The sequence below is a fragment of the Brucella sp. H1_1004 genome (assembly GCF_047308065.1).
Lineage (GTDB): Bacteria > Pseudomonadota > Alphaproteobacteria > Rhizobiales > Rhizobiaceae > Brucella > Brucella pseudogrignonensis_B.
Genome location: NZ_JAYKZA010000002.1, coordinates 49,572 through 74,951, shown reverse-complemented (window position 1 = coordinate 74,951; position 25,380 = coordinate 49,572). Strand labels below are relative to the sequence as shown.

Sequence of the window (25,380 nt, the reverse complement as noted above, 5' to 3'; positions counted from 1 at the left end):
GCTAAGCGCCCCTTTATTTCTATCTTTCAGTCAGTTTTAGCTCGATGCGGCGGTTTCTGGCGCGGGCATCGGGCGTATCTGCATTATCAAGCGGCTGGTATTCGCCAAAGCCCGCCGCAACCAGTCGGTTGGGCGGAACACCGTTGGCGATCAGGTCTTTGACGACAGCTGTCGCACGCGCTGAGGAAAGCTCCCAGTTGTCGCGGAAGCGACCAGTGCCTGCGAGCGGCACATTGTCAGTATGGCCATCCACACGCAGAACCCAGTTGATGTCATCCGGGATTTCCTGATTGAGTGTGATGACCGCCTCGGCAAGCTTCTTCATCTCCTCCAGTCCAGCGGGATTGAGATCAGACGAGCCAGTCGGGAAAAGAACTTCCGACTGAAACACGAAACGGTCTCCGACGATGCGGATGTTTTCTTTGTCGGACAGAATCGCCCGCAGGCGACCAAAGAAGTCTGAGCGATAGCGGTTCAATTCTTGCACGCGCTGTGCAAGCGCCACGTTCAGGCGGCGACCGAGATCGGCGATCTTGGCGTTTGACTCGCGATCTCGTGATTCTGACGCATTGAGTGCATCTTCCAGTGCCGCAATCTGACGACGAAGTGCAGAAATCTGCTGGTTGAGCAATTCAACTTGCGAAAGCGCGCGTGCGCTCACCTGTTTTTCTGCATCTAGGCTCTGGCTGAGTTCCCCGGCGCGTTTTTCAGCGGCAGCACCAGCACCACTGCCTTCATTGAGCAGAGCTTGCAAGCGGGAACGCTCGCTCTCGGCACCTGACAAGGATGCTTGCAGATTGGCAATCGTGTCCTGCATGTCCTGAGAGTTGCTTTTTTCGAGCGACAGAAGCTGGGTGAGTTCCTGTATCTGGCTGTTGAGGCGTGCGAGAGCGGTATCTTTGCTATCGACATCGCGGCTCAACAAAAACTGACCCAGCACAAAGACTGTAAGCAAGAACATGATGGCCAGCAGCAATGTTGTCAGTGCATCGACAAAGCCGGGCCAATAATCGACATGACGTTGCGGGCGGCGGTTACGGCCTAGAGCCATGCTGCTTACTCCGGCCGTTTGCTGTCACTAGGGCGACCTGGAGCGCGCTCGGCAGGGGCTCTGGAGGCAATGGCGTCATTGAGACGACCAAGTGTTTCACGGATGGCCTGTTGCTCTTCCGTTTGCTTCTCAGCCCAGTCGCGCATCAGCTGCTGTTCGCTGCGCATACTCTTGACTAGCCCCTGAATGCCTTCCGCAAGATTGGCAAGCGCTGCTGTCGTGCGCTGGCTGGAAGCCTCGCCACCTTGCAGGTTCTGCACATGCTCTGTCAGGCTACGTATGCCGCCCAGATGCTCATCGGTGCTGATATCCGAACCAAGGTCGGTCACAGATGACAACCAGTTTTCAAGCTCGGTATAGAAACGATTTTGGGCACGGCCCGATTGCAAATCGAGGAAGCCCAGAATCAGTGAGCCGGAAAGGCCAAACAGCGACGACGAGAACGCCGTTCCCATACCTGATAGCGGCGCTTGCAATCCGGCTTTGAGCGAATCAAGCACATCGGTTGTGCTACCCGAACTCGGGTCGAGTGACTGGATGGTTTGGCCAATAGAACCCACTGTTTCAAGCAGGCCCCAGAAGGTACCAAGCAGGCCGAGGAACACAAGAAGGCCAATCAGATAACGTGAAATATCGCGGCTTTCATCAAGGCGGGTGGCAATCGATTCGAGAATGGATCGGGTTGAAGTGGTCGTCAGTGCCATGGATTGCCTGCGACCGATCAGAGCGCGCATTGGCGCAAGAAGCACCGGCGGGCGTGTCGTGCCATCGCGCTCGCCATCGCGGAATGAATTGACCCAGCGGATTTCCGGCAGTAGCCGCAGTACCTGTCCGAAAGCGAGCAGAATGCCGATGAGCAGCACGCCAAAGATCAGACCATTCAGGCCGGGATTGGTGACGAAGAACGTATGGATCTGCCGCATCAGAATCGCTGCAAGGAATGCAACAATGATGAGAAAGATCACCATGGAAAGAATGACAATTCTCGGGCTGCTCAGGCGGTAGGGGTCATAGTCCCGTGCATCGTCGAGGCGTTCCCGTGAAAGTCTCAGATCGCTCATGCGTTTGGCTCCATGGATATCCGTTGGGATAATCTGTCGCGGGGGAGCCTACTGCATAATTTAGCGAAGCGGAATCGCTTAAAGCGAAAAAATAATGCGCCCCGGTTGGAATACCGGAGCGCAGTAAAACATAGAAATAGGAAGCGGATCAGATTGGCTTGTTGACCGTTTTAAGCAATGCTTTCTGAATAATTTCATTGCCAGCAACAATGGTCTTGGTGCCAAAAATGTCCTGGCCACCCTTCTTGTCGGATACAAAGCCACCAGCTTCGCGGATCATCAGCATGCCTGCGCCGAGATCCCAAGGATGCATGCCGTCTTCCCAGAAGCCATCAAGGCGACCTGCTGCGACATATGCAAGATCAAGTGCAACGGCACCCATGCGACGAATGCCCGATGTTTCAGCCATGACATTGCGCAGTTCGACAAGGTATTGGCCGTGGCCGGGACGACCGAGATGCGGGATGCCGGTGCCGATAACGCAATCAACCAGCTTGTTGCGGGCCGCAACGCGCAGACGACGATCATTGAGGAATGCGCCACCGCCGCGTTCAGCGGTGTAAAGCTCGTCCATAGCTGGATTGTAAATCACGCCAGCAACAATCTGTCCCTGACGCTCAAGAGCGATAGAGACTGCGAAAACAGGAATACCATGCAGGAAGTTTGTGGTGCCGTCGAGTGGATCGACCAGCCAGCGATGCTGTCCGTCTTTCGATTCAACCTCACCCGATTCTTCCATCAGGAAGCCAAAGTCCGGGCGGGCGCGGCTCAGTTCGGTGTAAATGACTTTTTCGGCTTTGCGGTCGGCCTGGCTGACATAATCGCCTGGACCTTTAAGGGAAACCTGAAGGTTCTGCACTTCGCCGAAGTCGCGCGCGAGACCGCGTCCGGCTTTCATAGCGGCCTGAACCATAACATTGAGAAGGGCTGAACGCGCCATCTGATCGTCCTTTTAGAAGCGCATTCCGAAGCCTTGGAGCTTGCTTTCGAAAAAGATGCGCGTTGATAAATCACAGAGCGCCGATTTGATGAGATCAAACCTATGGCACTCAGAACTGAGCAAGCTGAGAAAGAACTGTCGCATTTCTCTTCAAAGAGAATGGACTGCGGCGCCCAATTTGCAGGCGCCGCATGATTTCAAATATTCGATTATGCGCGGCTGACGTAGGTCAGTTCGTTGGTATCAACGATCACGCGTTCACCCGAAGCGATGAATGGTGGAACGAGGATACGGATGCCGTTTTCAAGAACAGCCGGCTTGTAAGAAGAAGCTGCCGTCTGGCCTTTGACGACCGGATCAGCTTCGACGATTTCAAGTGTAACCTGATCAGGAAGACGAATGCCGATTGGCTTTTCTTCGTAGAGTTCAACGGTAACCATCATGCCGTCCTGAAGGAAGGCGGCGCGGTCACCAACGAAATCCTTCAGCAGCTCAAGCTGTTCGTAGGTTTCGGTATCCATGAAAACCAGCGCTTCGCCCTGTTCGTAAAGGAACGAGAAGTCCTTCTGTTCCAGACGAACGCGCTCTACGGTTTCAGCTGCGCGAAAACGTTCGTTGAGCTTGGTGCCGGTGATAAGGTTCTTGAGTTCAACCTGATTGTAGGCGCCGCCTTTACCAGGCTTGACTGCATTGGTCTTAACCGCTGCCCACAGGCCGCCATCATGTTCGATAACATTGCCTGGGCGGATTTCGTTACCATTGATCTTCATAAGATTAATCCGGGAGTAAATGTGAAACTGTTGCGGCCCGGCGCATCACGACAGAAAGGCAATCTCCCGCTTATTTGCAGGGATTGCGTCCATCTTTAACTCGAACCACGATAATCGGGCTCTCCAAGACCATAAAATAGCGCTTTGTGCAAGCCTGAGCCGCAAATCAGCGTGTCAGCTCATCAAAAAACTGTCTGGTTTTATCGAACGCGGAGATTGTTTGCGATCTGGATTGCCTGCTTAAGCTGATCATCAGCTAAACCATCCATCATGTCATTGAGGTCTGGTGAGCGATAACCGGCGCGCTGAGCAACGATATACCATGCTGCGGATTTGACTGTGTCACCATCCGTGCCGATACCATCGCGATAAAGACGAGCAAGCCATGCCTGCGCCATCACCATGCCGCGCTGGGCGGCAATCTGCATCCAACCAAAGCCCTGCTCGTAATTGCGATCACCACCACGACCCTGAATGAGCCAGTTTGCGAGATCGTATTGCGCAGTGTCATAACCCTTGCGCGCAGCGCGCAGCAGATATTCACGCGCCTTCTTGTCGTCATGCGGTATTTTGTCGGTGCCGTTGGCGTAAATCTGGCTCAAAGCATATTCAGCATCGGCGAGCTGCGCGGTAGCAGCTCTCTCAAACCAAGGGAAAGCCGCATCGATGCCAGAAGCAGTCGTCGCTTTCATCATGAGCAGCTGGCCATAATTGAACTGCGCCATGGCATTGCCGCTTTCAGCAGCTTTTTGCATCAGTTCCGTCGCCTTGGCGGTGTCTTTTTTGACGTAGCGGCCTTGAAGCAGCAGGGCGGCGTAGCGGAACTGCGCTTCATGCACGCCTTTATCGGCAGCTTTGGCATACCATTCGGCAGCTTTTTTCTGATCGGCAGGGACACCCAGACCGCGCGCGTAAATTTCTGCGACAAGTGTCTGTGAAGCCGGATCGCCTTGCTCAGCTTTTGGTTTCGCCAGATTGAATGCGGTCAGATACAGCCCACGCTGATAGGCACCAAAGGCTTCATCTGCGGGCTTATCGCCAAACCGGCTTGGATCAATTGCAGGCAAAGCGCTGGTCGATGCCGGTTGTGGCAGCATCTTGGGCTTTTCAGCAGGTTTATCGCTTTTCTTGTCTTGTTTCTTTTGAACGCCTGCGGGTTCACCAGCAGTTCCGGCAGCATGAACAACCGGAACAGACGCAGCGAATATCAAAGCTGTGGTGAGAAGAATTTTGCTCTTCATAGGGCGTACAAAACCTTGGGCGTTATTTCTCGAAACGAGGTGCGTGTTCGTCAAGAAGCCGGTTGGCTTCCGCAACAGCTTCCGCAGGGTTTTCCGCTTCAAATATGGCACTACCAAGGGCGACAAAATCTGCACCAGTTTGCGCGGCAGCGATGACGCTTTCCAACGTGTTACCGGCCTGTGCGATGCTTGGAATTTCAACCAGCTCAGACCACCATTCAGCCAGAGACAGGTTGCGCGGGTGCGCGTCTGGCTTGTTGTCAGCGCCAATCTTGCCGAAGAAAACATAATCAGGCTGCAATTCACCGATTTCCATAGCACTATGGCGATCGCGCAGATTGCCTGTGCCAACGATGAATTTTGGCGTGTGCTTTTCGATTGCTTCAGCAAGCTCTGCCGCTTTGCCTTCAATGTGGATGCCATCGGCACCAACGCGGCCTGCAATGCGCGTATCGTTTAGGATGATCGCGGCAGCGCCTTTTTCCTGAATGACGGAAACGGCCTTCTGGGCTGATGCCTGAAATGTGGCTTCATCCAGATCGGTTCCGTCGAGAATCACACTTGCAACGTCGCCACCTGACAAGGCTGCTGACAACAGTTTTGCAAGTGCATCCCCATTTGCGATGGGGGGTGCAACCAGCAAAAGGCGGCAGCGATCATTGTTTTGTTTAGCAGTTGGCGTGTTCATAAACCAAACCTAGCGAAAAATGTTGATGGAATTCGGGCATAAAGTAAGAGGCGTTGCTTGAACAGCCCCTTTGCATTGTAACGCTTTTGTTGCGGGGGCGGGAAACAGCTGTGTTGGCATAATGTTATCCACTGGAACGAAAGTTGATTGGAACCAACCGCGTTCTGACCGAATTACCCGTTATATAGGCGGCAATAAGTGCTGCGCTAACGCAGAATGAAAACAATCAGCAGGCAGGCGAAATGACGAATGAAACGGCGAAAATAGTGCCAAAAGTCCGCGACACACGCATTGATGTGTTTCGCGCGCTGGCACTGCTTACGATTTTCATCAATCATGTGCCCGGAACCTTTTTCGAGCATTTCACGCATAAGAATCTCGGCTTTTCGGATTCGGCAGAAGCTTTTGTTCTGATTTCAGGCATGGCGGTGGCACTGGCCTATGGGTCGAAGTTCGCTCCGGGCAATCGTCTGATGCTGACTTTGAAAATGTGGCGTCGCGCCTGTGTGTTGTATACCGCGCACATTATGACGACGCTCGCGACCATCGGTATTTTTGCCTCCGCCGCGATTTTCCTTAAGCATCGCGAGCTTCTGACGCAGATCAATATTGGGCCGCTGGTTAAGCAGCCGGTTGAGGCGCTTCTCGGTCTCGTTACGCTCGGTCATCAGCTTGGCTATAACAATATTCTCTCAATGTATGCGGTCGTTCTTCTGCTGACACCATTGCTGCTTTTGCTCGCGCGTATCAGCCTGTCGCTCATGCTTGGTGTATCGGGCATGGTGTGGTTGCTTGCCGGCATCTATCATGTTGCTCCGGTCAATTATCCGACTGAAGGCGTCTGGTTCCTCAACCCACTATCGTGGCAGTTCCTGTTTGCTATCGGTATTGCGGGCACAATTCATGTGCGTCGTGGCGGCAAACTTCCGACCAATCCTGCATTGATTGCAGCGGCTGTTGGTTATCTGGTTCTTTCGCTGGCTTGGGTCCGCATTCCGCTTTGGGGCATTGATGTTTCAATGGGTATGCCCGCGGTTCTGACCGGTTTTGACAAGACGTTTCTGTCGGCTCCACGTCTTCTGCATGTGCTCGCCATGGCTTATCTGATTGCTGTCGTCCCAACGCTTAACAGCATTGCGCGCACTTCGCCGGATAATCCGCTCGCAATTCTCGGCAAGCATTCGCTGCCAGTGTTCATTGCCGGTACGCTGTTGGCGATGGTTGCGCAGGTTATGAAGCTTGTTAATCCGGGTGGCCTGCCATACGACGCGCTGCTTATTGCAACGGGTGTGGTGATGCAGTTCGCGCTGGCTTATTATCTCGAGTGGCTCCCAACCATTGGCTGGGGCAAGAAGCCTGCCGCAAAACCCGCTGCGGAAGGTTCAAAGGCCTCGATTGGAGCCAATCCAAAACCGGCACTTCAGCAGATGTAATTAAAAGCCGCCTTCGGGCGGCTTTTTTGTTTGCGGATTATTCCACAGCTTGCGCTCAGAATTAACCAATCATTAATCTTAACGGCGTTTAATGGTTTACATCCAGTTCGGCTGGATTCTTACCGAGTGGTGAAGCCACTTTGTTTGACGCCTCCCTGTTAAACTCCTGAGAGCCGCCTTTGCGGCTCTTTTTTTTATGGTTTTGAGGGAATCGCCTGTTTTCCGGCAAATCTGACGTCAATGCCTTTCACAGTTTATTCAAAACCATTTTAAAAAATTAACCGAATGTTAAACATAAACTTGCGCGACGGTGCATGAAGGTGCAGTTTGTCGTGGACTCGCCCGATCAAGCTGTTCCGTCCCAGCTCTCCCCATGATCGAACGGCAGCTCATTCTATTATCTCACGCACATTTTGACGGTGCGCGGGCAACAAAATATTCGCAAATGCGTTTATGTAAGGTGGCAGAGCAGTGATTAGCGAACAGGGACAGATGCCGGGCAATATGATCAGCCTCGCTGAGCGCATGGTTTTCTCAGATTCGTTCAAGCCGATTTACAGCGAAGGCATGGACATGGTTGAGGAAGCAGCCAGCTATCTCGACGGTGAAGGCCGTGAGGAAGCGCGCAATCTCTCGCGTGTTGCCGCGACCCTTTATGCGGCCGAATCGATGCGCCTGACGACACGTCTCATGCAGGTTGCTTCATGGCTTCTTTTGCAGCGTGCAGCGCGCAATGGTGAAATGTCCCGCAAGCAGGTTGAAGCTGAAAAGGCCAAAGTTCGTCTTGATACGCCTTCGGCTGGCGACGTCGCACCGGGCTGGAATGAGTTGCCTTATGCTTTCACTGAGCTTGTTGAGCGCTCGATTCGTCTCCAGGCGCGTGTTCGCCGCATGGATCGCAACGTCTATGGTGAAGTTGTAGCTTTGCAGAGTGTGCCGCGTGGAAATCCGGTTTCCGATCAGATTGTGCTGCTGAAGACTGCTTTTGGCGCGTCTTAAGTAAAATCTACGCAGTCTTATTGCATCTTCGGATGCAATGTTTCTCTTTTGTTCACATTTATGCTGTCAAGTGGATCCGTCTGAGGATAGGGTTCACTTATGAAAGAAACGATTCGCATCATTGGTATTGATCCGGGGCTCCGCCGTACCGGCTGGGGTGTTGTCGAATCGCTTGGAAATTCTCTGCATTTTATCGGCTCCGGCACTGTGACCTCGAATGCTGAGATGGATCTCGCATCGAGACTGTGCCAGTTGCATGATGGACTGTCCAACGTCCTGCATGAATTCATGCCCCATGAAGCAGCCGTTGAGCATACATTCGTCAACAAAGATGCGACGGCGACGCTGAAGCTTGGTCAGGCGCGCGGCATTGCACTTCTGGCGCCCGCACAGGCTGGATTGCCGGTTGCGGAATATGCGCCGAATGCCGTCAAGAAGGCGGTGATTGGTGTGGGGCATGGCGAAAAGCAGCAAATTCATATGATGGTGAAGGTTTTGATGCCGCGCGCAACGTTCGATACGAGCGATGCTGCCGATGCGCTTGCCATTGCTATTTGCCATGCGCATCATCGTCAGAGCATTGTCAGCGCACGTCGTATGCAAGCGTTATTAGCAGGATAGATATAAAATGATCGGCAAGCTTAAAGGCGTGATCGATGAAATTGCTGATGATCATGCCGTCATCGACGTGCATGGCGTTGGCTATGTTGTGTTCTGTTCTTCCCGCACACTCGGTAATTTGGGTGGAGAAGGCGAGGCGGCGGTGCTGCTCATTGAGACATATGTGCGCGAGGATATGATCCGCCTTTATGGTTTTGGATCACAGCTTGAACGCGAATGGTTCCGCCTGTTGCAGAACGTGCAGGGCGTTGGTGCCAAGGTGGCACTTGCCGTGCTCGGAACATTGACGCCGCCTGAACTTGCAAATGCAATTGCGCTTCGTGATCTCGCGATGGTTTCGCGGGCGCCGGGCGTTGGTAAAAAAGTTGCCGAACGCATTGTGACTGAGTTGAAGAACAAGGCTCCGGCCTTTGCGGGGGAAGCCAGCGGCACAATCGGCCTTAAGCAGGAAATCGGCGCGGGCGCTGCATCGGCTCCGGTTAGCGATGCGGTCTCAGCTCTCGCCAATCTTGGCTATTCTCGGGATCAGGCCGCAAATGCTGTTGCCGCAGCACTCCGAGAAGCCGGGGAAGATGCCGATTCGGCCAAGCTTATTCGTCTTGGTTTGAAGGAACTGTCGCGTTGAGTGACTTGTCTGAATTGAATGTTCATGCGAGAGGACTGGCATGAGCGACCGCAACCCCCTGATTGACGCCGATCTGCGTGGCGAAGATGCCGACACGACATTGCGCCCGCAAACGCTGGACGATTTTGTCGGGCAGGCTGCTGCGCGCGCCAATCTCAAAGTGTTTATTGAAGCTGCAAAGGTGCGTGGCGAGGCACTTGATCATGTGCTGTTTGTCGGCCCTCCAGGGCTTGGCAAGACGACGCTCGCGCAGATTATGGCCAAGGAGCTTGGTGTCAATTTCCGTTCGACCTCCGGTCCGGTCATTGCAAAGGCGGGCGATCTTGCGGCTCTGCTGACCAATCTTGAAGATCGCGATGTGCTGTTTATCGATGAAATTCATCGTCTCAGCCCGGCTGTCGAGGAAATTCTCTATCCTGCGATGGAAGATTTTCAGCTTGATCTGATTATCGGTGAAGGGCCAGCAGCGCGTTCGGTGAAGATTGATCTCGCGAAATTTACGCTGGTCGCAGCAACCACACGTCTGGGGCTTTTGACGACGCCGCTGCGTGATCGTTTTGGTATTCCGACACGGCTCAATTTCTATACCGTCGAAGAACTCGAATATATTGTGCGCCGTGGCGCACGCATTATGCAGATGGGTATTTCGCCGGATGGTGCGTTGGAAGTGGCCCGTCGTTCACGTGGTACCCCACGTATCGCAGGGCGTCTGTTGCGCCGCGTTCGTGATTTCGCGCTGGTCGCAGGTGCCGATGTCATCGACAGCAAGATTGCCGACGAGGCTTTGTCGCGTCTTGAGGTGGACAACCGCGGGTTCGATCAGTTGGACCGGCGTTATCTCGATATGATTGCGCGCAATTTCGGTGGTGGACCAGTCGGTATTGAAACCATCGCTGCCGGACTGTCAGAACCGCGTGATGCGATTGAAGACATTATCGAACCTTATATGATCCAGCAGGGCTTTTTGCAGCGCACACCGCGTGGACGTGTGCTGACCAATCTTGCATGGCAACATCTGGGGCTTGCCGCGCCCGCTGAAGCCGCGCAGCAATCGCAGTTTGGCCTTTTCATGGAAGACGAATAGATATGGAACATGCGCAGATTGCAGGCGAGTTGAAAGACGGCACGCATTATCTCTATGCCCGCATTTATTATGCCGACACGGATTTTTCCGGCTTTGTCTATCATGGTCGCTACCTCGAATTTTACGAACGTGGCCGCACCGACTTTCTGCGCTTGCAGGATGTTCATCATATTGAGCTTGCCGAAGGTTCGCTTGGCGAAGAAATGGTTTGGGTCGTTCGCCGTATGGAGATCGACTACAAGTCACCTGCGAAAATGGATGATCTAATTCTGATTGAAACCCGTGTCAGCGAAATCCGTGGCGCACGGGTTATCATGGCGCAGAAGATTACCTGTGGTGAGCGGCTGCTTTCAGAAGCGAAGGTTGAGGCTGTGATGATCACCAAGGAAGGACAACCGCGCCGGATACCCGATGAATGGCGTGACGCTTTTACGAAGGCTTGAGATGAGTGACCGTTTCCACTCTTTTGAAGAGCTCTGCGATGTCTATATCGAGGGTAATGATTTTGCGGTCGTGACCCGCTTCGTTCCAGGTTCAGAAATTGTTATTCTCGCCCCGCATGGCGGTACAATTGAATATCAGACGACAGAACTCGCAGAAGCAGTTGCGGGTGGAAAATATAGTTTTTATTCCTTTATTGGCTTGGTTGACCGCAAGCGGGCAAAAGATCTTCACATAACGTCCCATCGTTTTTTTGAAGTCAGGATGGATGATCTGTTGTCCCGTTCCAGATATGCCCTTGCTATTCATGGTCGAAAAGACACTCAGACCTTGGATGGTATGGGGCAGCTTGACGACAAGGACACGATTTATCTCGGTGGATTGGATACCAGGTTTATTGAGCTTCTTGACGAAGAACTGAGAGGTGCCGGATTTTCCACTCGCTTGTCCGGTCATGCATTTCCTGCTCGCAATCCCGTCAATCTGTGCAATCGCTGTCAGTCTGGCCGGGGGGCTCAGCTCGAACTACCATTATCGCTTCGCCATGCATTTGCGAATTCCGCGTCAATGACGTCCCAATTTGTTGTTGCAACGCAAAATGCCATAGTCCGTCGCATTGGAAGCAAACAGTAATTCTTTGTGCTCATTGATTATTCGCACATTAAGAGTAACTGATCTTTAACCATAATAATCCATTAATCATGCTGATGGAATCGGTAGAGGGGCAGGTTATTAAGCAACGCCTTCCTTTCACCAAATTTAACCATGACAAGCGCTTGAGGATTTAAAGTTAAAATCCGGTTATGGCGGTTGGGGCGTTCGGCAGCGGACGTTTTTCGAGTAATTTGCGATGCCGCCCGGTCACAATGCCGGGCGTTTGGATTCGAGGACGGTAGATCGATGGAAAATATTGCGCTCGCGGCCCCTGCCGCCGATATTACCCTCTGGGGCCTGTTTATGCATGCGGGTTGGGTGGTCAAGCTGGTGATGCTCGGCCTGATAGGCGCATCGGTCTGGACCTGGGCAATCATCGTCGACAAGATTGTTTCTTATCGTCGTGCTCGCGGCGCGATGGAGCGTTTTGAGCAGGCTTTCTGGTCGGGACAGTCACTGGAAGAACTCTATCGTACGCTCAATGAACGTCGTACCACTGGCATGGCCTCCATTTTCATCGCTGCAATGCGCGAATGGAAAAAGTCCTTTGAAAAAGGTGCGCGCTCGCCAATTGGTTTGCAGATGCGTATCGACAAGGCGATGGATGTGGCACTGGCGCGCGAAGGCGAAAAGCTCGAATCCCGCCTTGGCTTCCTCGCAACGACAGGCTCGGCGGCGCCATTCGTCGGTCTGTTCGGAACGGTTGTTGGTATTATGACCTCCTTCCAGGCGATTGCTGCTTCCAAGAACACAAGTCTTGCCGTTGTGGCACCGGGTATCGCGGAAGCGTTGCTTGCAACGGCGATTGGTCTGCTCGCCGCTATTCCTGCGGTTATTGCTTACAACAAGCTTTCTGCGGATGCGGGTAAAATTAGCGGACGCCTTGAAGGTTTTGCGGACGAGTTTTCCGCCATACTGTCGCGCCAAATTGATGAGAAGCTGACACCGCGCAGCTAAAGCATGTCGCGGAGAAGTTGGAACTGGTTTTCCGATAAAGACATGCGTGAAAACAAAAAATAAAGCGTTCCAGCAAAAAAAGTTGAAATCGAGCCTTCGGGAAACTTGCAATGGGCATGTCAGTTGGAAATCAGGGAATGCAGTCGGGTGGTCGCCGCAGGCGCGGCCGCAAGAAGGCATTGATGAGCGAAATCAACGTTACGCCATTCGTGGACGTGATGCTGGTTCTGCTGATCATCTTCATGGTTTCTGCACCGCTTCTGACCGTTGGTGTGCCAATCGATCTGCCGGATACGCAGGCGAAGGCGATGAACGCCGATACGCAGCCAATCACCGTATCGGTGAACAGCGAAGGTAAAATCTATCTTCAGGAAACAGAAATTCCGATTGATGAAGTTGTTGCTAAACTTCAGGCGATTGCCAAGACCGGTTACGAAGAGCGTATCTTCGTGCGTGGGGACAAAGCTGCCGATTACGGCACTGTCATGAAGGTGATGGCTCGCATTTCCGCTGCCGGTTTTAAGAATATCGGCCTTGTGACACTCCAGGAGCAGGATAGCTGACGGCATCATGAAGGCTGGCCTGACATCTTCTGTTGCACTGCATGCCGCGGCACTTGCGCTGGCAGTGGTTTCGTTTTCCTCGCCGAAGGCTTTCGACGTGCAGGATTCGGAATCGTTTCCGGTTGACATCGTTCCGATTGAATCAATCACGCAAATTCAGCAGGGCGATAAAAAAGCGCCTATGAAGGAAAAGTCGGCACCTATTCCGACAACAAAACCGCAGACGGTACCGGATGCGCAGGAGTTTGGTGATCAGAGCGTTGATAGCCAGACACCGCCGACGCCTGACACCAAAGCTAAGCCGCTTGAAGCTGCTCAGGAACCAAAGGCGCAGCCGGAGCCGGTGAAAAATCCTGAGCCGAAGCCCGACCCAAAGCCTGAACCCAAACCGCAGGATAAGCCGACACCGGTTCCTGCCACGGAAGTTCAGACCAAGCCGGAAGCAAAACAGGAAGTGAAGCCGGATCCGGTCGCGGAAGCGATTGAGAAACAGGCAGAAGCGCCTGATCAGGCAGCACCGAAATTGCCGGATAATGTTCCGGCACCGCAGGAAAAGCCAAAGCCTCCGCAGGCGCAGACGGCCAAGACACCGGATCGCAAGCCTGTTGAAGAGAAGAAGCCAACGCAGTCAGCTTCGCAGACGTCACAGTCGAAGAATGATGCCATTGCGGATGAAGTGGCAGCACTTCTTAATAAGCAGAAAGCTTCAGGCGGCGGTGCTAAGCGCTCGACCGATCAGGCATCGCTGGGCGGCAAGAAGAATACTGGTGGCTCGAAATTGAGCCAGAGTGAAATGGACGCGCTTCGTGGCGCGATCTCGAAATGCTGGAACGTGCCAGCTGGTGTTGCAGATGCGCCTGGTCTTGTTGTGACGGTGAAGATGCATCTCAATCAGGATGGTTCCATTCAGGGCTCGCCTGAGGTGACATCTGGTGGTGGCAGTGATGGTGTGGGCAGAGCGGCTGCAGAAAGCGCCCGTCGCGCTGTGGCACGTTGCGCACCGTACAATCTGCCAGCAGACAAATATGAGAATTGGTCGGAAGTGATTGTTAACTTCGACCCAAGCGAAATGTTCTGATCAGCATGGCTGGTCGCTCCTAACGAATGCCAAGGACAAAAGAGGTCCCAGAAGATATGAAAATAGGCATCATGAAAACAAAGATCCGCGCAGCCTTATCGGCTTTTGCCTGTGTGATCGCTGCAAGTTTTGTTTCCACCATGCCGGCTCATGCGGTCGTGGAAATCAATATTAACAAGGGCGTGGTCGAGCCTTTGCCGATTGCTGTCACCGACTTCCTTTCAGGTGATCAGCTCGGCGCGAACATCACTTCCGTTATTGCAGCCGATCTTGAGCGGTCCGGCTTGTTTGCGCCGATCAGCAAGAGTGCATTCATCGAAAAGATTTCCAATCCTGATGCATCTCCGCGTTTTGAAGACTGGAAGGTCATCAATGCGCAGGCATTGGTCACTGGTCGCATTACCAAGCAGCCAGACGGTCGCCTGAAGGCTGAATTCCGTCTCTGGGATACATTTGGTGGCCAGCAGCTGATTGGACAGCAGTTCTTCACCACGCCGGATAACTGGCGTCGTGTTGCACATATTATCGCTGATGCGATCTATGAGCGTCTGACGGGTGAAAAGGGTTATTTCGATACCCGTGTCGTTTTCGTGGACGAATCCGGTCCAGCCCAGAAGCGCGTGAAGCGTCTGGCTATTATGGATCAGGATGGTGCCAATATTCGTTACCTTTCCGATGGCCGTGATATTGCACTGACCCCGCGTTTTTCGCCAAACCGTCAGGAAGTGACGTATATGTCCTTTGCTGGCGGTCAGCCGCGCGTTTACCTGTTGCAGCTTGAAACCGGTCAGCGGGAGCTGGTTGGTAACTTCCCCGGAATGTCGATTGCGCCACGCTTCTCGCCAGACGGCCAGAAGGTTGTGATGAGCCTTCTGCAGGATGACGGCAGCGCGAACATCTACACGATGGATCTGCGTAACCGCACAACCACACGTCTGACCAGCAGCCAGGCTATTGATACCAGTGCGTCTTATTCGCCAGATGGTTCGCAGATTGTGTTCTCGTCTGACCGTGGCGGACGTCCGCAGCTCTACGTGATGGGCGCTGACGGCTCCAATCCACGCCGTATCTCGTCCGGTGACGGCAGCTATTCGACCCCGGTTTGGTCCCCACGTGGCGATCTCATCGCCTTCACCAAGCAGTCACAGGGTCAGTTCTCGATTGGTGTTATGAAGACGGATGGAACGGGTGAACGTCTTCTGACTTCGGGCTTCCACAATGAGGGGCCAACCTGGGCACCAAATGGTCGCGTCCTGATGTTCTTCCGCAAGGCATCAGGTGCCGGTGGTCCGAAGCTCTTCAGTATTGATCTGACTGGTCGCAATGAACGTCAGATTCAGACCCCGAACTTCGGTTCTGATCCGGCATGGTCGCCGTTGCTCGAGTAGTTCGAATTATAAGAACACTAATATAATGGCGCGAAGCATCAGTTTCGCGCCTTTTTCATGGCAAAATGCCACAATTATAGCCTTGGGGCCGTGTTTCTGCCTCATTTAGCCCTCAAGGGCTAAAAGCAGAATTGCTACCGGATAAAAACGGTTTGCAGATGGTCGCAAGAAATTATTAACCATACTTCTTGAGCCTGCTTTAACCTAAATATGATTATTGGTTGGTTACGCAGGAACATCAAATCTTAAGGAGCTCCGGCCCATGCGCCGTATCCAGTCGATTGCACGTAGCCCGATCGCTATTGCCCTTTTCATGTCGCTCGCCGTTGTTGGTTGTGCGTCCAAGAAGAATCTTCCAAACAATGCCGGTGATCTTGGCTTGGCTGGTGGCGCTGCAACGCCCGGCTCCGCTCAGGACTTCACTGTAAACGTTGGTGACCGCATTCTGTTTGACCTCGATTCGTCGCTGATCCGCTCGGATGCGCAGCAGACATTGTCGAAGCAGGCTCAGTGGTTGCAGCGTTACCCACAGTACTCGATCACTGTCGAAGGCCATGCCGACGAACGCGGTACGCGTGAGTACAACCTTGCCCTCGGTCAGCGTCGTGCTGCTGCAACCCGTGACTTCCTTGCAGCCCGTGGCGTTCCAACCAGCCGCATGCGCACCGTTTCTTACGGCAATGAGCGTCCAATCGCTGTTTGCGATAACAACTCTTGCTGGTCGCAGAACCGTCGTGCTGTTACCGTCCTTAACGGTGCTGGCAGCTAAGTTTCAGCAAATAGCCTGACCTAATCAGAAAAAAGCGGTCTTCGGGCCGCTTTTTTTGTGCCGAAAGACAACTATTGGTAATTTCGACAAATTTTGGCCGAAGTAACCTGTGTGATAGGGAAAGCATCTATGCTTTTTAAGGTTTTTCTCTAATAACTGAAAAGAACCGCGGAAAATCAGGTGTTCAGAAAATGTTCAGGCATCGTGTTTGATTGTTTATCCAGACCTTGGTGGTCGCGGTTTATAGTTTCAGGGCACCATCATTTTTCGACAATGAGCGATAGGGGCAAAAGGGAATGAGGAAACCAATGAGGAAAGTGACGCTGGCAATTGCCATGCTGCCGCTTTTGGCGAGTGCGCCGGTTCTGGCAGCATCTGGTTTTTCGCAGCAGGGAAATATTCAACTTGCGCAAGCTGGAAGTCCGGGTGGCGATCAGTTTTCGCAGCAGGTTTGTAATCTGGCGCATCAGAACGCACAGTCCTATGCCCGCATCATGCAACTGCGCGACAACATGCTGAAAATTCAGCGTGAGAATGAAACCCGTTTTCGTGCGCTGGAAAAGGGCAATGGTGGTGGACAGAATCACGTGAATATCGGTTCGACCGCAATTCTTGACGACGCTATGCGTGACAATGGCAGCGGGGGCGGTCAGGGCGGCTATCAGCAAAGCCCCGGCTTGCAGCAAGAATTGATCCGTAACCTCACCGGTAAGGTCGAGGACGTCGACGCGCAGATTTCATTTACGAATGAGCTGCTGCAGAAGACGCAGGATGATAATGATTTCCGCTTTGAAGAGCTGGAAAAGAAGCAGGGTCTAGCGGCTCCTGCAAAGTCCACTGCCCAAAATCCTCAGGTCAGCCCCCCTCCCGGCAGCGATCTTTGTGCGCAGGGCATGGGCAATCCGGTAAGCACCGCCGATGCGCTCAGCAACCGTGCCGAAGCCATGAACTTCCAGGTCCTCGAATTGCAGGACCAGATGCAGAAAATGCAGGAAGACAATGAACGTCGCTTCCAGAAGCTGGAAGGTGGCCGCGCCGATGCGGGCAAAGCGCCGGACGAGACTTCGCTTGCTGATGCGACGCCAGCTGGAAACCCCGATAATGGGGTTTCTGGTAATGTGGCGCAGGGCGGTGATTTTGGTTCAGATACACAGTTGGCGACCCATGATACATCGGGCGCCGATTCCGTGGCTATTGGTTCAGGTGCTGCTCCGCAGGGTGGCCCACAACGTGGAGAGCCGCCGCGCTCGCTCGGCTCCATCCGCTTTGACAACAATGGCAATGTAATCGGCGAAACTATTGATGTGCAGCCTCGTCCGGTTGAGCAAGGCGCTGCGTTGCCAGCGGGTCAGGCAGTGGCATCGCTGCCGACTGATGATAATCCAAATTCGCTGTATCAGGCCGCGTATCAATATGTGATGTCGGGCGATTATAAAGCAGCGGAGACTGGTTTCCGGGAGCATATCAAGCGCTATCCTGCTGATCCAACCACGGCTGAAGCACGCTATTGGCTGGGTGAATCGCTGTATGGTCAGGCACGTTATCCCGAAGCTGCGACTGTTTTCATCGATACGCAGCGCGATTATCCGGATTCCAAACGTGCACCAGAAAATATGTTCAAGCTCGGTATGACACTTGAAAAAATGGATAATCACGACGTTGCTTGTGCAACATTCAAGCAGATTCCAGAACGCTATCCGAAGGCTGCGCCTGCCATTTTGAAGCGGGTGAGCGATGAGCGCGCGCGTATCAAGTGTTGATTTTGGAGACTATTTGTGGGGCTTTCCCCGACTGATATTTTTGAGCCTTTCAGATTAGATTGCGCTAAGGGAATCATTGCTGCCGTGTCAGGCGGGAGCGATTCTCTGGCTCTTCTTTTCCTTTTGAAAGACTATCTCGCGACGCTGGATAATCCGCCGCCGCTGACAGCTGTTACGATTGATCATCGTTTGCGTGCGGAATCGGCGCAAGAGGCTGACAATGTAGGTGTGCTTTGCCACCAACACGGCATAGCGCATCGTGTTCTTTCATGGGACGACGCCAAACCGAAAACTGGTCTCGCCGCCGCCGCTCGTTCTGCGCGTTATCGGTTGCTGGTTCAGGCGGCGCATGAGGCGGATGCTGATTTTATTGCGACGGGGCATACGCGCGATGATCAGATCGAAACATTTTTGATGCGCAAAGAGCGGAGCTCTCATTCAGAAGCCCGTGGTCTTGCTGCAATGGCACCGCAGTCATGGCTTGAAAATTCGGTGGTCTTGGTGAGGCCGCTGTTGGAAACATCCCGTTCAAACCTGCGGCAAGAGCTTACGGATAAATCGGTCGTCTGGATTGATGATCCCAGCAACGTAAACACCAATTATGAGCGTCCGCGCGTGCGGCTGTCATCGGCTTCCGAAGCCGATCCGGACCGCGTGATGGCGCAGATCGCACTGGCATCTGTGGCACGCAAACGCGATAATGCGGCGCTTGTTTCAGCACTTTCAAACCCCGGTTGCCTGCAAATGAATGCCTTCGGCACGATTTTGGTCGATGCCTCCATTTATGCAGCGCTGCCAGAAAGTGTTCGGCGCTTGTTTTCTGGCCTTCTTGCATCGATTGCTGGCGGGCGGCGTTTTCTTCCCGGTGATGCTGAGCGTGCACGGATTGAAAAGCTGTTGTCTGGTCAGGAGAAAGTTGGCCGTCTGACGGTGTTTGGCGCGCTTGTTGAGCTCGGTAAAAATGGTGATGCGCATAAGTTTCGTCGCGAACGCCGTAATCTGCCAAAGATGGAACTTAAAACCGGGCAGACGATCATCTGGGACGGACGCTATCGCCTGAAAAATGAAGCTCAAACGTTGTTTGAAGTGGCCGCACCTGATCGGCAGGAACTGGCTGATTTCATTGAAGTGCATCAGATGGAACTTGATTTTACACAACGCGAAGCTTTGCTGGTGCTGCCCGCGATCTATCAAAACGGCAAATTGCAGCAAGTTCCGGCGGTTAACGGTCAACAGTTGCCTTCAGGAATCACTGTCGAAAAGCACTTCGCAATCTTTGATCATGTGCTTCCGGGCTATGATTTTGCGCTGGCAAAGGCCATTGAAACGCAATTTGGGCGCGAATGTCCTAATTTTTATAAACCAGTTTGATAAGAATCGAAGATGAGGCGGCTCTCGCGCCTTGGCAAGGCCGTTCTTCGATCCTATGTTAAGTCGAAACATCCTACCGCCCTTGTCGGGTGGCTGTGGTATCGATAGGACCCGATATGAATCCGAACTATCGCAACTTCGCCCTCTGGGCGATCATTGCTCTACTTTTGATAGCGTTGTTCAACCTGTTCCAGAGTCCTGGCCAGCGCTCGAATTCCCGTGAAGTTTCCTACTCCCAGTTTATCGATGACGTTTCCAATGGACGCGTGAAGTCGGTTACAATTACTGGTGAGAAGATCAGCGGTACATTTGCCGATAATGGATCGACATTCCAGACTTATTCGCCGGGCGATACAGGACTGGTTTCCCGTCTTGAAGAGAAGGGCGTAACCATCACTGCCCGTCCTGAAAATGACGGTTCCGGCTCGCTTCTTGGTATCCTGCTGTCATGGTTGCCGATGATTCTTATTCTGGGTGTTTGGATTTTCTTCATGCGCCAGATGCAGGGTGGTTCACGCGGTGCGATGGGCTTTGGCAAGTCGAAGGCGAAGCTTTTGACCGAAGCGCATGGTCGTATCACTTTCCAAGATGTAGCTGGCGTTGAAGAAGCCAAGCAGGATCTGGAAGAAATCGTAGAATTCCTGCGTGATCCGCAGAAGTTCCAGCGTCTCGGCGGCAAGATTCCGCGCGGCGTACTGCTCGTTGGCCCTCCCGGAACCGGTAAGACTTTGCTCGCGCGTTCTGTTGCAGGCGAAGCCAATGTGCCGTTCTTCACGATTTCCGGTTCTGACTTCGTTGAAATGTTTGTTGGTGTGGGTGCAAGCCGCGTCCGCGATATGTTCGAACAGGCGAAGAAGAATGCGCCTTGCATTATTTTCATCGACGAAATCGATGCTGTTGGTCGTCATCGTGGCGCAGGTCTTGGCGGCGGCAACGATGAACGTGAGCAGACGCTCAACCAGCTTCTGGTCGAGATGGATGGTTTTGAAGCAAACGAATCGATCATTCTGATTGCTGCAACCAACCGTCCTGACGTTCTTGATCCAGCACTTCTTCGTCCGGGCCGTTTTGACCGTCAGGTCGTTGTTCCAAACCCGGATATTGTTGGTCGTGAACAGATCCTCAAAGTGCATGTGCGTAATGTGCCGCTTGCTCCGAATGTGGATCTTAAGGTTGTGGCACGCGGTACACCGGGCTTTTCTGGCGCGGACCTTGCTAACCTCGTCAACGAATCTGCTTTGATGGCAGCGCGTCGCAACAAGCGCCTCGTGACCATGCAGGAATTTGAAGACGCCAAGGACAAGATCATGATGGGTGCGGAACGCCGCTCCGCCATGACGCCGGAAGAAAAGGCGAATACGGCTTATCACGAAGCTGGCCATGCTATTCTGGCGATCAACGTGCCAAAGTCTGATCCGGTCCATAAGGCGACAATCATTCCGCGCGGTCGCGCGCTGGGTATGGTGATGCAGTTGCCGGAAGGCGATCGTTATTCTGCGACCTATACCTGGATGGTTTCGCGCCTTGCGATTCTGATGGGCGGACGTGTTGCGGAAGAGCTGAAATTCGGTAAGGAAAACATCACATCCGGTGCATCCTCCGATATTCAGCAGGCAACCAAGCTAGCGCGTTCGATGGTGACGCAGTGGGGTTATTCCGACAAGCTCGGTCGCGTGGCCTATGGTGACAATCAGGAAGAAGTGTTCCTCGGTCATTCGGTTTCGCGCACGCAGAATATTTCGGAAGCAACTGCGCAGATCATTGATGCTGAAGTACGCCGTCTTGTGGATGAAGCCTATGCAGAAGCAACCCGTATCCTGACTGAAAAGCGTGAGGACTGGATTGCTCTTGCTGAAGGTCTACTTGAATATGAAACGCTCAGTGGCGATGAAATTAAGGAGCTGCTTGCGGGCAACAAGCCATCGCGTGATCAAGGGAATGATACGCCATCGCGTGGTTCGGGCGTTCCGAAAGCTGGCAGCCCACGCAAGCGCAAGGGTGAAGAACCCGGCAGTGAGCCTGGTATTGAGCCCAACCCACAGCCGCAGTAAGTATCGTAACAATTTTAAAAGCCGGGCATTCTGTCCGGCTTTTCTGTTTTTGAGGCGCATTTTGTTGGAAAGGCTCGGTTAAGGATTTCGGCGCATCATATGGCAACTTTGGGAATTGATGCTTTGATATAATTTGTTTCCCCGAAAGGTGAAATTGCAATGACGGGTGGTTTTGCGCTATTAACGCAGACAATCGATTGCCGGGCTAACGACCCCGGATGTCATTGCCGTCTCATAAAATAACCGCGACTGATTTTTTATTGCTTCGAGACAGCTTTATGGCGCAACGCAAGGCTAAGAATATGACACGTAAATATTTTGGAACTGATGGTATTCGCGGTAAGGCAAACAGCTTTCCGATGACGCCAGATATTGCCATGAAAGTCGGTATGGCGGTTGGACATATTTTTCGCCGCAAGGGCCAAGCTTCGCGCGTTGTGATCGGTAAGGATACGCGCCGCTCTGGTTACATGCTGGAAAACGCGCTTGTGGCGGGGTTCACTGCCGCCGGTATGGACGTGTTTCTGCTCGGTCCAATTCCAACGCCTGCGGTCGCGATGCTTTGCCGTTCGCTGCGTGCCGATATTGGTGTGATGATCTCGGCTTCGCACAATCCATTCTATGACAATGGTATCAAGCTGTTTGGTCCTGATGGCTTCAAGCTCTCAGATGAGATTGAATTGCAGATTGAAAGCCTGATCGATAGCGATCTCTCCGCGCATCTCGCGACCCATGGCGAAGTGGGTAAGGCCAAGCGCGTCGATGGTGATATTTATCGCTATATCGAATTTGCGAAGCGCACGCTGCCGCGCAATATCTCGCTTAATGGTCTTCGCGTTGTGGTGGATTGCGCCAATGGCGCGGGCTACAAGGTAGCGCCCGCCGCACTTTGGGAACTCGGCGCCGAGGTTATCACCATCAATGACGAGCCAAACGGCATCAATATCAATGAGGATTGCGGCTCGACCCATCCGATTGGCCTGATGAAGAAGGTTCATGAAGTGCGCGCTGATGTCGGCATTGCGCTTGATGGCGATGCGGATCGCGTTCTGCTGGTCGATGAAAACGGCACCGTGATCGATGGCGACCAGCTTCTCGCGGTTATTGCCGAATCATGGGCAAAGTCAGATCGTCTGCAAGGCGGTGGGATCGTCGCGACGATCATGTCCAATCTCGGCCTTGAGCGTTACCTGCACGACCATAATATGACGCTGGCCCGTACCAAGGTTGGCGACCGCTACGTGGTTGAACACATGCGTGAGCATGGCTTCAATGTTGGTGGGGAACAGTCCGGTCATATTGTTCTGTCGGATTTTGCTACGACGGGCGATGGGCTGGTCTCTGCCTTGCAGATTCTTGCCGTTGCACAGGAAGAGAACAAGCCGTTGAGCGAGTTGTGCCGCAAGTTTGAGCCAGTGCCACAGCTTCTTAAGAATGTGCGTACCGCTGGCGGAAAGCCGCTTGAAAATAAGAAGGTTAAGAGCGCTATCGATGAAGCGACTGATCGTCTGGGTTCGCAGGGGCGTCTGGTTATTCGTCCATCCGGAACTGAACCGCTGATCCGCGTTATGGCGGAAGGCGATGACCGTGCACTCGTTGAGAAGGTCGTTAACGACATCATCAACGTGATTTCTTCGGAAAGCGCTGCGGCCTGATCAGTCGGACTATAAATTTAAAAAAAAGCGCGGTTTTCCGCGCTTTTTGTGTTTTTGGACGAGGAAAAGTTATACTTTAGAAGTCATTGATAAACATGGTTAAAAAACAAGGTTAAGTTGTATTTAACTTTTCATCGTTAGCGTGGCTTCCACAATTCAGTTCCGACGCAGTTGCGACGAGACAGATTTATGGGACAGACAGATGAACGGTCTTATTAAAACTTTTTGCGCAAGCCTTGCTGTATCGGCTGCAATGATGGCATTGGCTCCTGCGGGTTTCGCCGCAGATTACATCGAACCTGTGCCGGAAGTCGTTGTCGCTCCGCCAGCTGTTGGTGGTTGGTATTTGCGTGGCGATATCGGTTATTCCGCAGCGAAATTCCGTGGCGCAACCTACACCTTGCCGGGTGGCGGTGGTTGTAACACCTGTGGTGACGGCGATTCCGAAATTCATGGCGGCAAGCTGAAAGGCTCGTTTTTGCTTGGCGGTGGTGTTGGTTATCAGGTCACTGATTATTTTCGTACCGACCTGACGCTTGACTATATGACGCGCGCTAAATTCACGAGCGATCGCGATGAAAGCAAGATGTCTGCTTTATCGCTTCTGGCTAACGCCTATGTCGATCTCGGCAATTTCGGCGGCGTTACGCCTTACGTCGGCGCCGGTATCGGTGGCACTCGCGTGAAGTGGAACGACCTCGTCGATACCACCAATGGGGGTGTTCTCTCAGGTGATGCTGACTGGCGCTTCACCTACGCACTTATGGCTGGTGCGTCTGTCGATCTGACACACAATCTCAAACTTGATGCTGGTTATCGTTTCCGCCATATCAACGGCGGCAAGATGTTTAATGGAAACTATGGCGTTGGCGACGGTTACGACAAGGGCATGAATATCCACGATGTTCGTGTGGGTCTTCGGTACATGTTTGGTGGTTAAAACACTGTAACTTGAAATAAAGCCCGAAGCGCTCCGGGCTTTTTTCATTTTATATCCTATAAGCCCGTCAAAATTGCCCATAAATTAGTAATCTGGCTATTTTTTATTTCATATCTTCCGAAATGCCCTTAGAAGGCCGCATCAGAGAGGCGTTGCCTTATAGAAGCATTTTTCGAGACTGTACGCAGTCTGAAGGGAGAGAAATGAAAGCGCTTGTAGCTTTTTCAGATTTTGTTGGCCGCTCTTTTGCTGTCTGGATTATCGTCTTCGCTGTACTTGGTTTCCTGTTGCCATCGACGTTCAGTGTTTTCGCGCCTTGGATTGTCGTGTTGCTGGGCATCATTATGTTTGGCATGGGACTTACGATTTCGACCAAGGATTTTGCGGAGGTCGCCAAACGACCGTTTGAAGTATTGATTGGTGTTTTCGCCCAATTTCTGATTATGCCGCTGCTTGCAGTTTTGCTGACGCGCATTATTCCGATGTCGCCGGAAGTGGCTGCGGGCGTAATTCTTGTTGGCTGTTGCCCGGGAGGTACCGCAAGCAATGTGATGACCTATCTTAGCAAAGGGGATGTGGCTCTTAGCGTTGCTTGTACCAGCGTGACCACTTTGTTGGCCCCGCTGGTAACGCCATTTCTGGTTTGGTTCTTTGCAAGCCAGTATTTGCCTGTTGATGCGATGAGTATGTTCATCAGCATTCTCAAAGTTATTCTCGTACCCCTTGCACTTGGTTTCATTCTGCAGAAGCTGATGCCGGGTCTTGTGAAGGCAGCCGTTCCAATGTTGCCTCTCGTTTCGGTGATCGGCATTGTTTTGATCGTCGCAGCTGTTGTTGCGGTCAATAAGGTTGCAATTGCCCAGTCTGGTGCATTGATCTTCGCGGTGGTCGTTTTGCATAACGGCTTTGGTTTGCTTTTGGGATATTTCGCCGCACGCGCTGCGGGTCTTTCTCTGGCAAAGCGCAAGGCAATTAGCATTGAGGTCGGCATGCAAAACAGTGGCCTTGGTGCAGCGCTGGCCAATGCGCATTTCTCACCCTTGGCGGCAGTTCCGAGCGCCGTTTTCAGCGTGTGGCACAATGTTTCCGGTGCGCTCATCGCAAGCTATTATGCGCGCATGAAAGAAAAACCATCCGAGAAGTAAATCCTCTGGCATTCGAATCCGCCGGTGCTATTCCGGCGGGTTTAGAGCATAAATCCTTAAACTTCAGTCGGTTTGAGGTGAAATCATGCTGTAAT

24 protein-coding genes are annotated in these 25,380 nt (G+C 52.8%); 18 read left to right on the top strand and 6 right to left on the bottom strand.

Going from position 1 to position 25,380, the window contains the following annotated elements; all coding sequences use genetic code 11:
- Positions 1 to 19: 19 nt before the first annotated feature.
- The 6 genes from U2P60_RS07595 to U2P60_RS07570 all read right to left on the bottom strand — a co-directional run bounded on the left by U2P60_RS07595 (position 20) and on the right by U2P60_RS07570 (position 5,751).
- Positions 20 to 1,051 carry a peptidoglycan -binding protein gene (locus U2P60_RS07595; protein WP_413572081.1) on the bottom strand — a complete coding sequence of 344 codons (1,032 nt, stop codon included), beginning with the start codon at positions 1,049 to 1,051 and terminating at the stop codon, positions 20 to 22.
- Between the two features lie 5 nt (positions 1,052 to 1,056).
- On the bottom strand, positions 1,057 to 2,112 hold the full coding sequence (locus tag U2P60_RS07590) for a flagellar motor protein MotA (RefSeq protein WP_413572080.1): 1,056 nt from the start codon (positions 2,110 to 2,112) through the stop codon (positions 1,057 to 1,059).
- A gap of 148 nt (positions 2,113 to 2,260) precedes the next feature.
- The gene (locus U2P60_RS07585; RefSeq protein WP_310015282.1) at positions 2,261 to 3,052 is read right to left on the bottom strand and encodes an inositol monophosphatase family protein; all 792 of its coding nucleotides are present in this window, start codon (positions 3,050 to 3,052) and stop codon (positions 2,261 to 2,263) included.
- Positions 3,053 to 3,261: 209 nt separating this feature from the next.
- The gene (gene efp / locus U2P60_RS07580) at positions 3,262 to 3,822 is read right to left on the bottom strand and encodes an elongation factor P (protein WP_250041117.1); all 561 of its coding nucleotides are present in this window, start codon (positions 3,820 to 3,822) and stop codon (positions 3,262 to 3,264) included.
- Between the two features lie 200 nt (positions 3,823 to 4,022).
- Positions 4,023 to 5,063: a tetratricopeptide repeat protein gene (locus U2P60_RS07575; RefSeq protein ID WP_413572079.1), complete on the bottom strand. Its 1,041-nt coding sequence runs from the start codon at positions 5,061 to 5,063 to the stop codon at positions 4,023 to 4,025.
- Positions 5,064 to 5,085: 22 nt separating this feature from the next.
- A complete protein-coding gene (locus U2P60_RS07570) occupies positions 5,086 to 5,751 on the bottom strand; it encodes a thiamine phosphate synthase (RefSeq protein ID WP_413572078.1) in 666 nt (221 codons plus the stop codon).
- 242 nt (positions 5,752 to 5,993) lie between these two features.
- Here U2P60_RS07570 and U2P60_RS07565 point away from each other — a divergent pair, with 242 nt between their 5' ends.
- The 18 genes from U2P60_RS07565 to U2P60_RS07480 all read left to right on the top strand — a co-directional run bounded on the left by U2P60_RS07565 (position 5,994) and on the right by U2P60_RS07480 (position 25,285).
- Positions 5,994 to 7,184 (top strand): OpgC family protein, encoded by a 1,191-nt coding sequence (locus U2P60_RS07565; RefSeq protein ID WP_413572077.1) that lies wholly within the window; start codon positions 5,994 to 5,996, stop codon positions 7,182 to 7,184.
- A gap of 492 nt (positions 7,185 to 7,676) precedes the next feature.
- On the top strand, positions 7,677 to 8,183 hold the full coding sequence (locus tag U2P60_RS07560) for a DUF1465 family protein (protein ID WP_413573709.1): 507 nt from the start codon (positions 7,677 to 7,679) through the stop codon (positions 8,181 to 8,183).
- A gap of 99 nt (positions 8,184 to 8,282) precedes the next feature.
- Entirely contained in the window at positions 8,283 to 8,804 is a 522-nt protein-coding gene (gene ruvC, locus U2P60_RS07555) for a crossover junction endodeoxyribonuclease RuvC (protein WP_313827164.1), read from the top strand.
- 7 nt (positions 8,805 to 8,811) lie between these two features.
- Complete coding sequence (ruvA, locus tag U2P60_RS07550) at positions 8,812 to 9,429, top strand: Holliday junction branch migration protein RuvA (RefSeq protein ID WP_313827163.1); 618 nt, start codon at positions 8,812 to 8,814, stop codon at positions 9,427 to 9,429.
- 40 nt (positions 9,430 to 9,469) lie between these two features.
- On the top strand, positions 9,470 to 10,513 hold the full coding sequence (gene ruvB, locus U2P60_RS07545) for a Holliday junction branch migration DNA helicase RuvB (protein WP_313827162.1): 1,044 nt from the start codon (positions 9,470 to 9,472) through the stop codon (positions 10,511 to 10,513).
- 2 nt (positions 10,514 to 10,515) lie between these two features.
- A complete protein-coding gene (locus U2P60_RS07540) occupies positions 10,516 to 10,956 on the top strand; it encodes a YbgC/FadM family acyl-CoA thioesterase (RefSeq protein ID WP_313827161.1) in 441 nt (146 codons plus the stop codon).
- Complete coding sequence (locus U2P60_RS07535) at positions 10,925 to 11,587, top strand: poly-gamma-glutamate hydrolase family protein (protein ID WP_413572076.1); 663 nt, start codon at positions 10,925 to 10,927, stop codon at positions 11,585 to 11,587. The genes U2P60_RS07540 and U2P60_RS07535 overlap by 32 nt, the downstream gene beginning before the upstream one ends.
- Positions 11,588 to 11,854: 267 nt before the next feature.
- Complete coding sequence (gene tolQ / locus U2P60_RS07530) at positions 11,855 to 12,565, top strand: protein TolQ (RefSeq protein WP_313827159.1); 711 nt, start codon at positions 11,855 to 11,857, stop codon at positions 12,563 to 12,565.
- 110 nt (positions 12,566 to 12,675) lie between these two features.
- The gene (gene tolR / locus U2P60_RS07525; RefSeq protein ID WP_313827157.1) at positions 12,676 to 13,128 is read left to right on the top strand and encodes a protein TolR; all 453 of its coding nucleotides are present in this window, start codon (positions 12,676 to 12,678) and stop codon (positions 13,126 to 13,128) included.
- A gap of 7 nt (positions 13,129 to 13,135) precedes the next feature.
- Entirely contained in the window at positions 13,136 to 14,206 is a 1,071-nt protein-coding gene (locus U2P60_RS07520; RefSeq protein WP_313827156.1) for a hypothetical protein, read from the top strand.
- A gap of 56 nt (positions 14,207 to 14,262) precedes the next feature.
- Positions 14,263 to 15,594: a Tol-Pal system beta propeller repeat protein TolB gene (gene tolB, locus U2P60_RS07515; protein WP_413572074.1), complete on the top strand. Its 1,332-nt coding sequence runs from the start codon at positions 14,263 to 14,265 to the stop codon at positions 15,592 to 15,594.
- Positions 15,595 to 15,856: 262 nt separating this feature from the next.
- The gene (gene pal, locus U2P60_RS07510) at positions 15,857 to 16,363 is read left to right on the top strand and encodes a peptidoglycan-associated lipoprotein Pal (protein WP_250041098.1); all 507 of its coding nucleotides are present in this window, start codon (positions 15,857 to 15,859) and stop codon (positions 16,361 to 16,363) included.
- Positions 16,364 to 16,659: 296 nt separating this feature from the next.
- The gene (gene ybgF / locus U2P60_RS07505; RefSeq protein ID WP_413572073.1) at positions 16,660 to 18,123 is read left to right on the top strand and encodes a tol-pal system protein YbgF; all 1,464 of its coding nucleotides are present in this window, start codon (positions 16,660 to 16,662) and stop codon (positions 18,121 to 18,123) included.
- A gap of 15 nt (positions 18,124 to 18,138) precedes the next feature.
- On the top strand, positions 18,139 to 19,494 hold the full coding sequence (gene tilS, locus U2P60_RS07500) for a tRNA lysidine(34) synthetase TilS (RefSeq protein WP_413572072.1): 1,356 nt from the start codon (positions 18,139 to 18,141) through the stop codon (positions 19,492 to 19,494).
- A 116-nt stretch (positions 19,495 to 19,610) separates the two neighbouring features.
- Positions 19,611 to 21,545, top strand: coding sequence for an ATP-dependent zinc metalloprotease FtsH (gene ftsH, locus U2P60_RS07495; protein ID WP_313827152.1), 1,935 nt, complete (start codon positions 19,611 to 19,613; stop codon positions 21,543 to 21,545).
- A gap of 302 nt (positions 21,546 to 21,847) precedes the next feature.
- Positions 21,848 to 23,200 carry a phosphoglucosamine mutase gene (gene glmM / locus U2P60_RS07490; RefSeq protein WP_313827151.1) on the top strand — a complete coding sequence of 451 codons (1,353 nt, stop codon included), beginning with the start codon at positions 21,848 to 21,850 and terminating at the stop codon, positions 23,198 to 23,200.
- A 202-nt stretch (positions 23,201 to 23,402) separates the two neighbouring features.
- Positions 23,403 to 24,140, top strand: a complete 738-nt coding sequence (locus U2P60_RS07485; protein WP_413572071.1) for an outer membrane protein — start codon at positions 23,403 to 23,405, stop codon at positions 24,138 to 24,140.
- A gap of 203 nt (positions 24,141 to 24,343) precedes the next feature.
- Positions 24,344 to 25,285, top strand: a complete 942-nt coding sequence (locus U2P60_RS07480; RefSeq protein ID WP_313827135.1) for a bile acid:sodium symporter family protein — start codon at positions 24,344 to 24,346, stop codon at positions 25,283 to 25,285.
- The last annotated feature ends 95 nt before the right edge of the window (positions 25,286 to 25,380 follow it).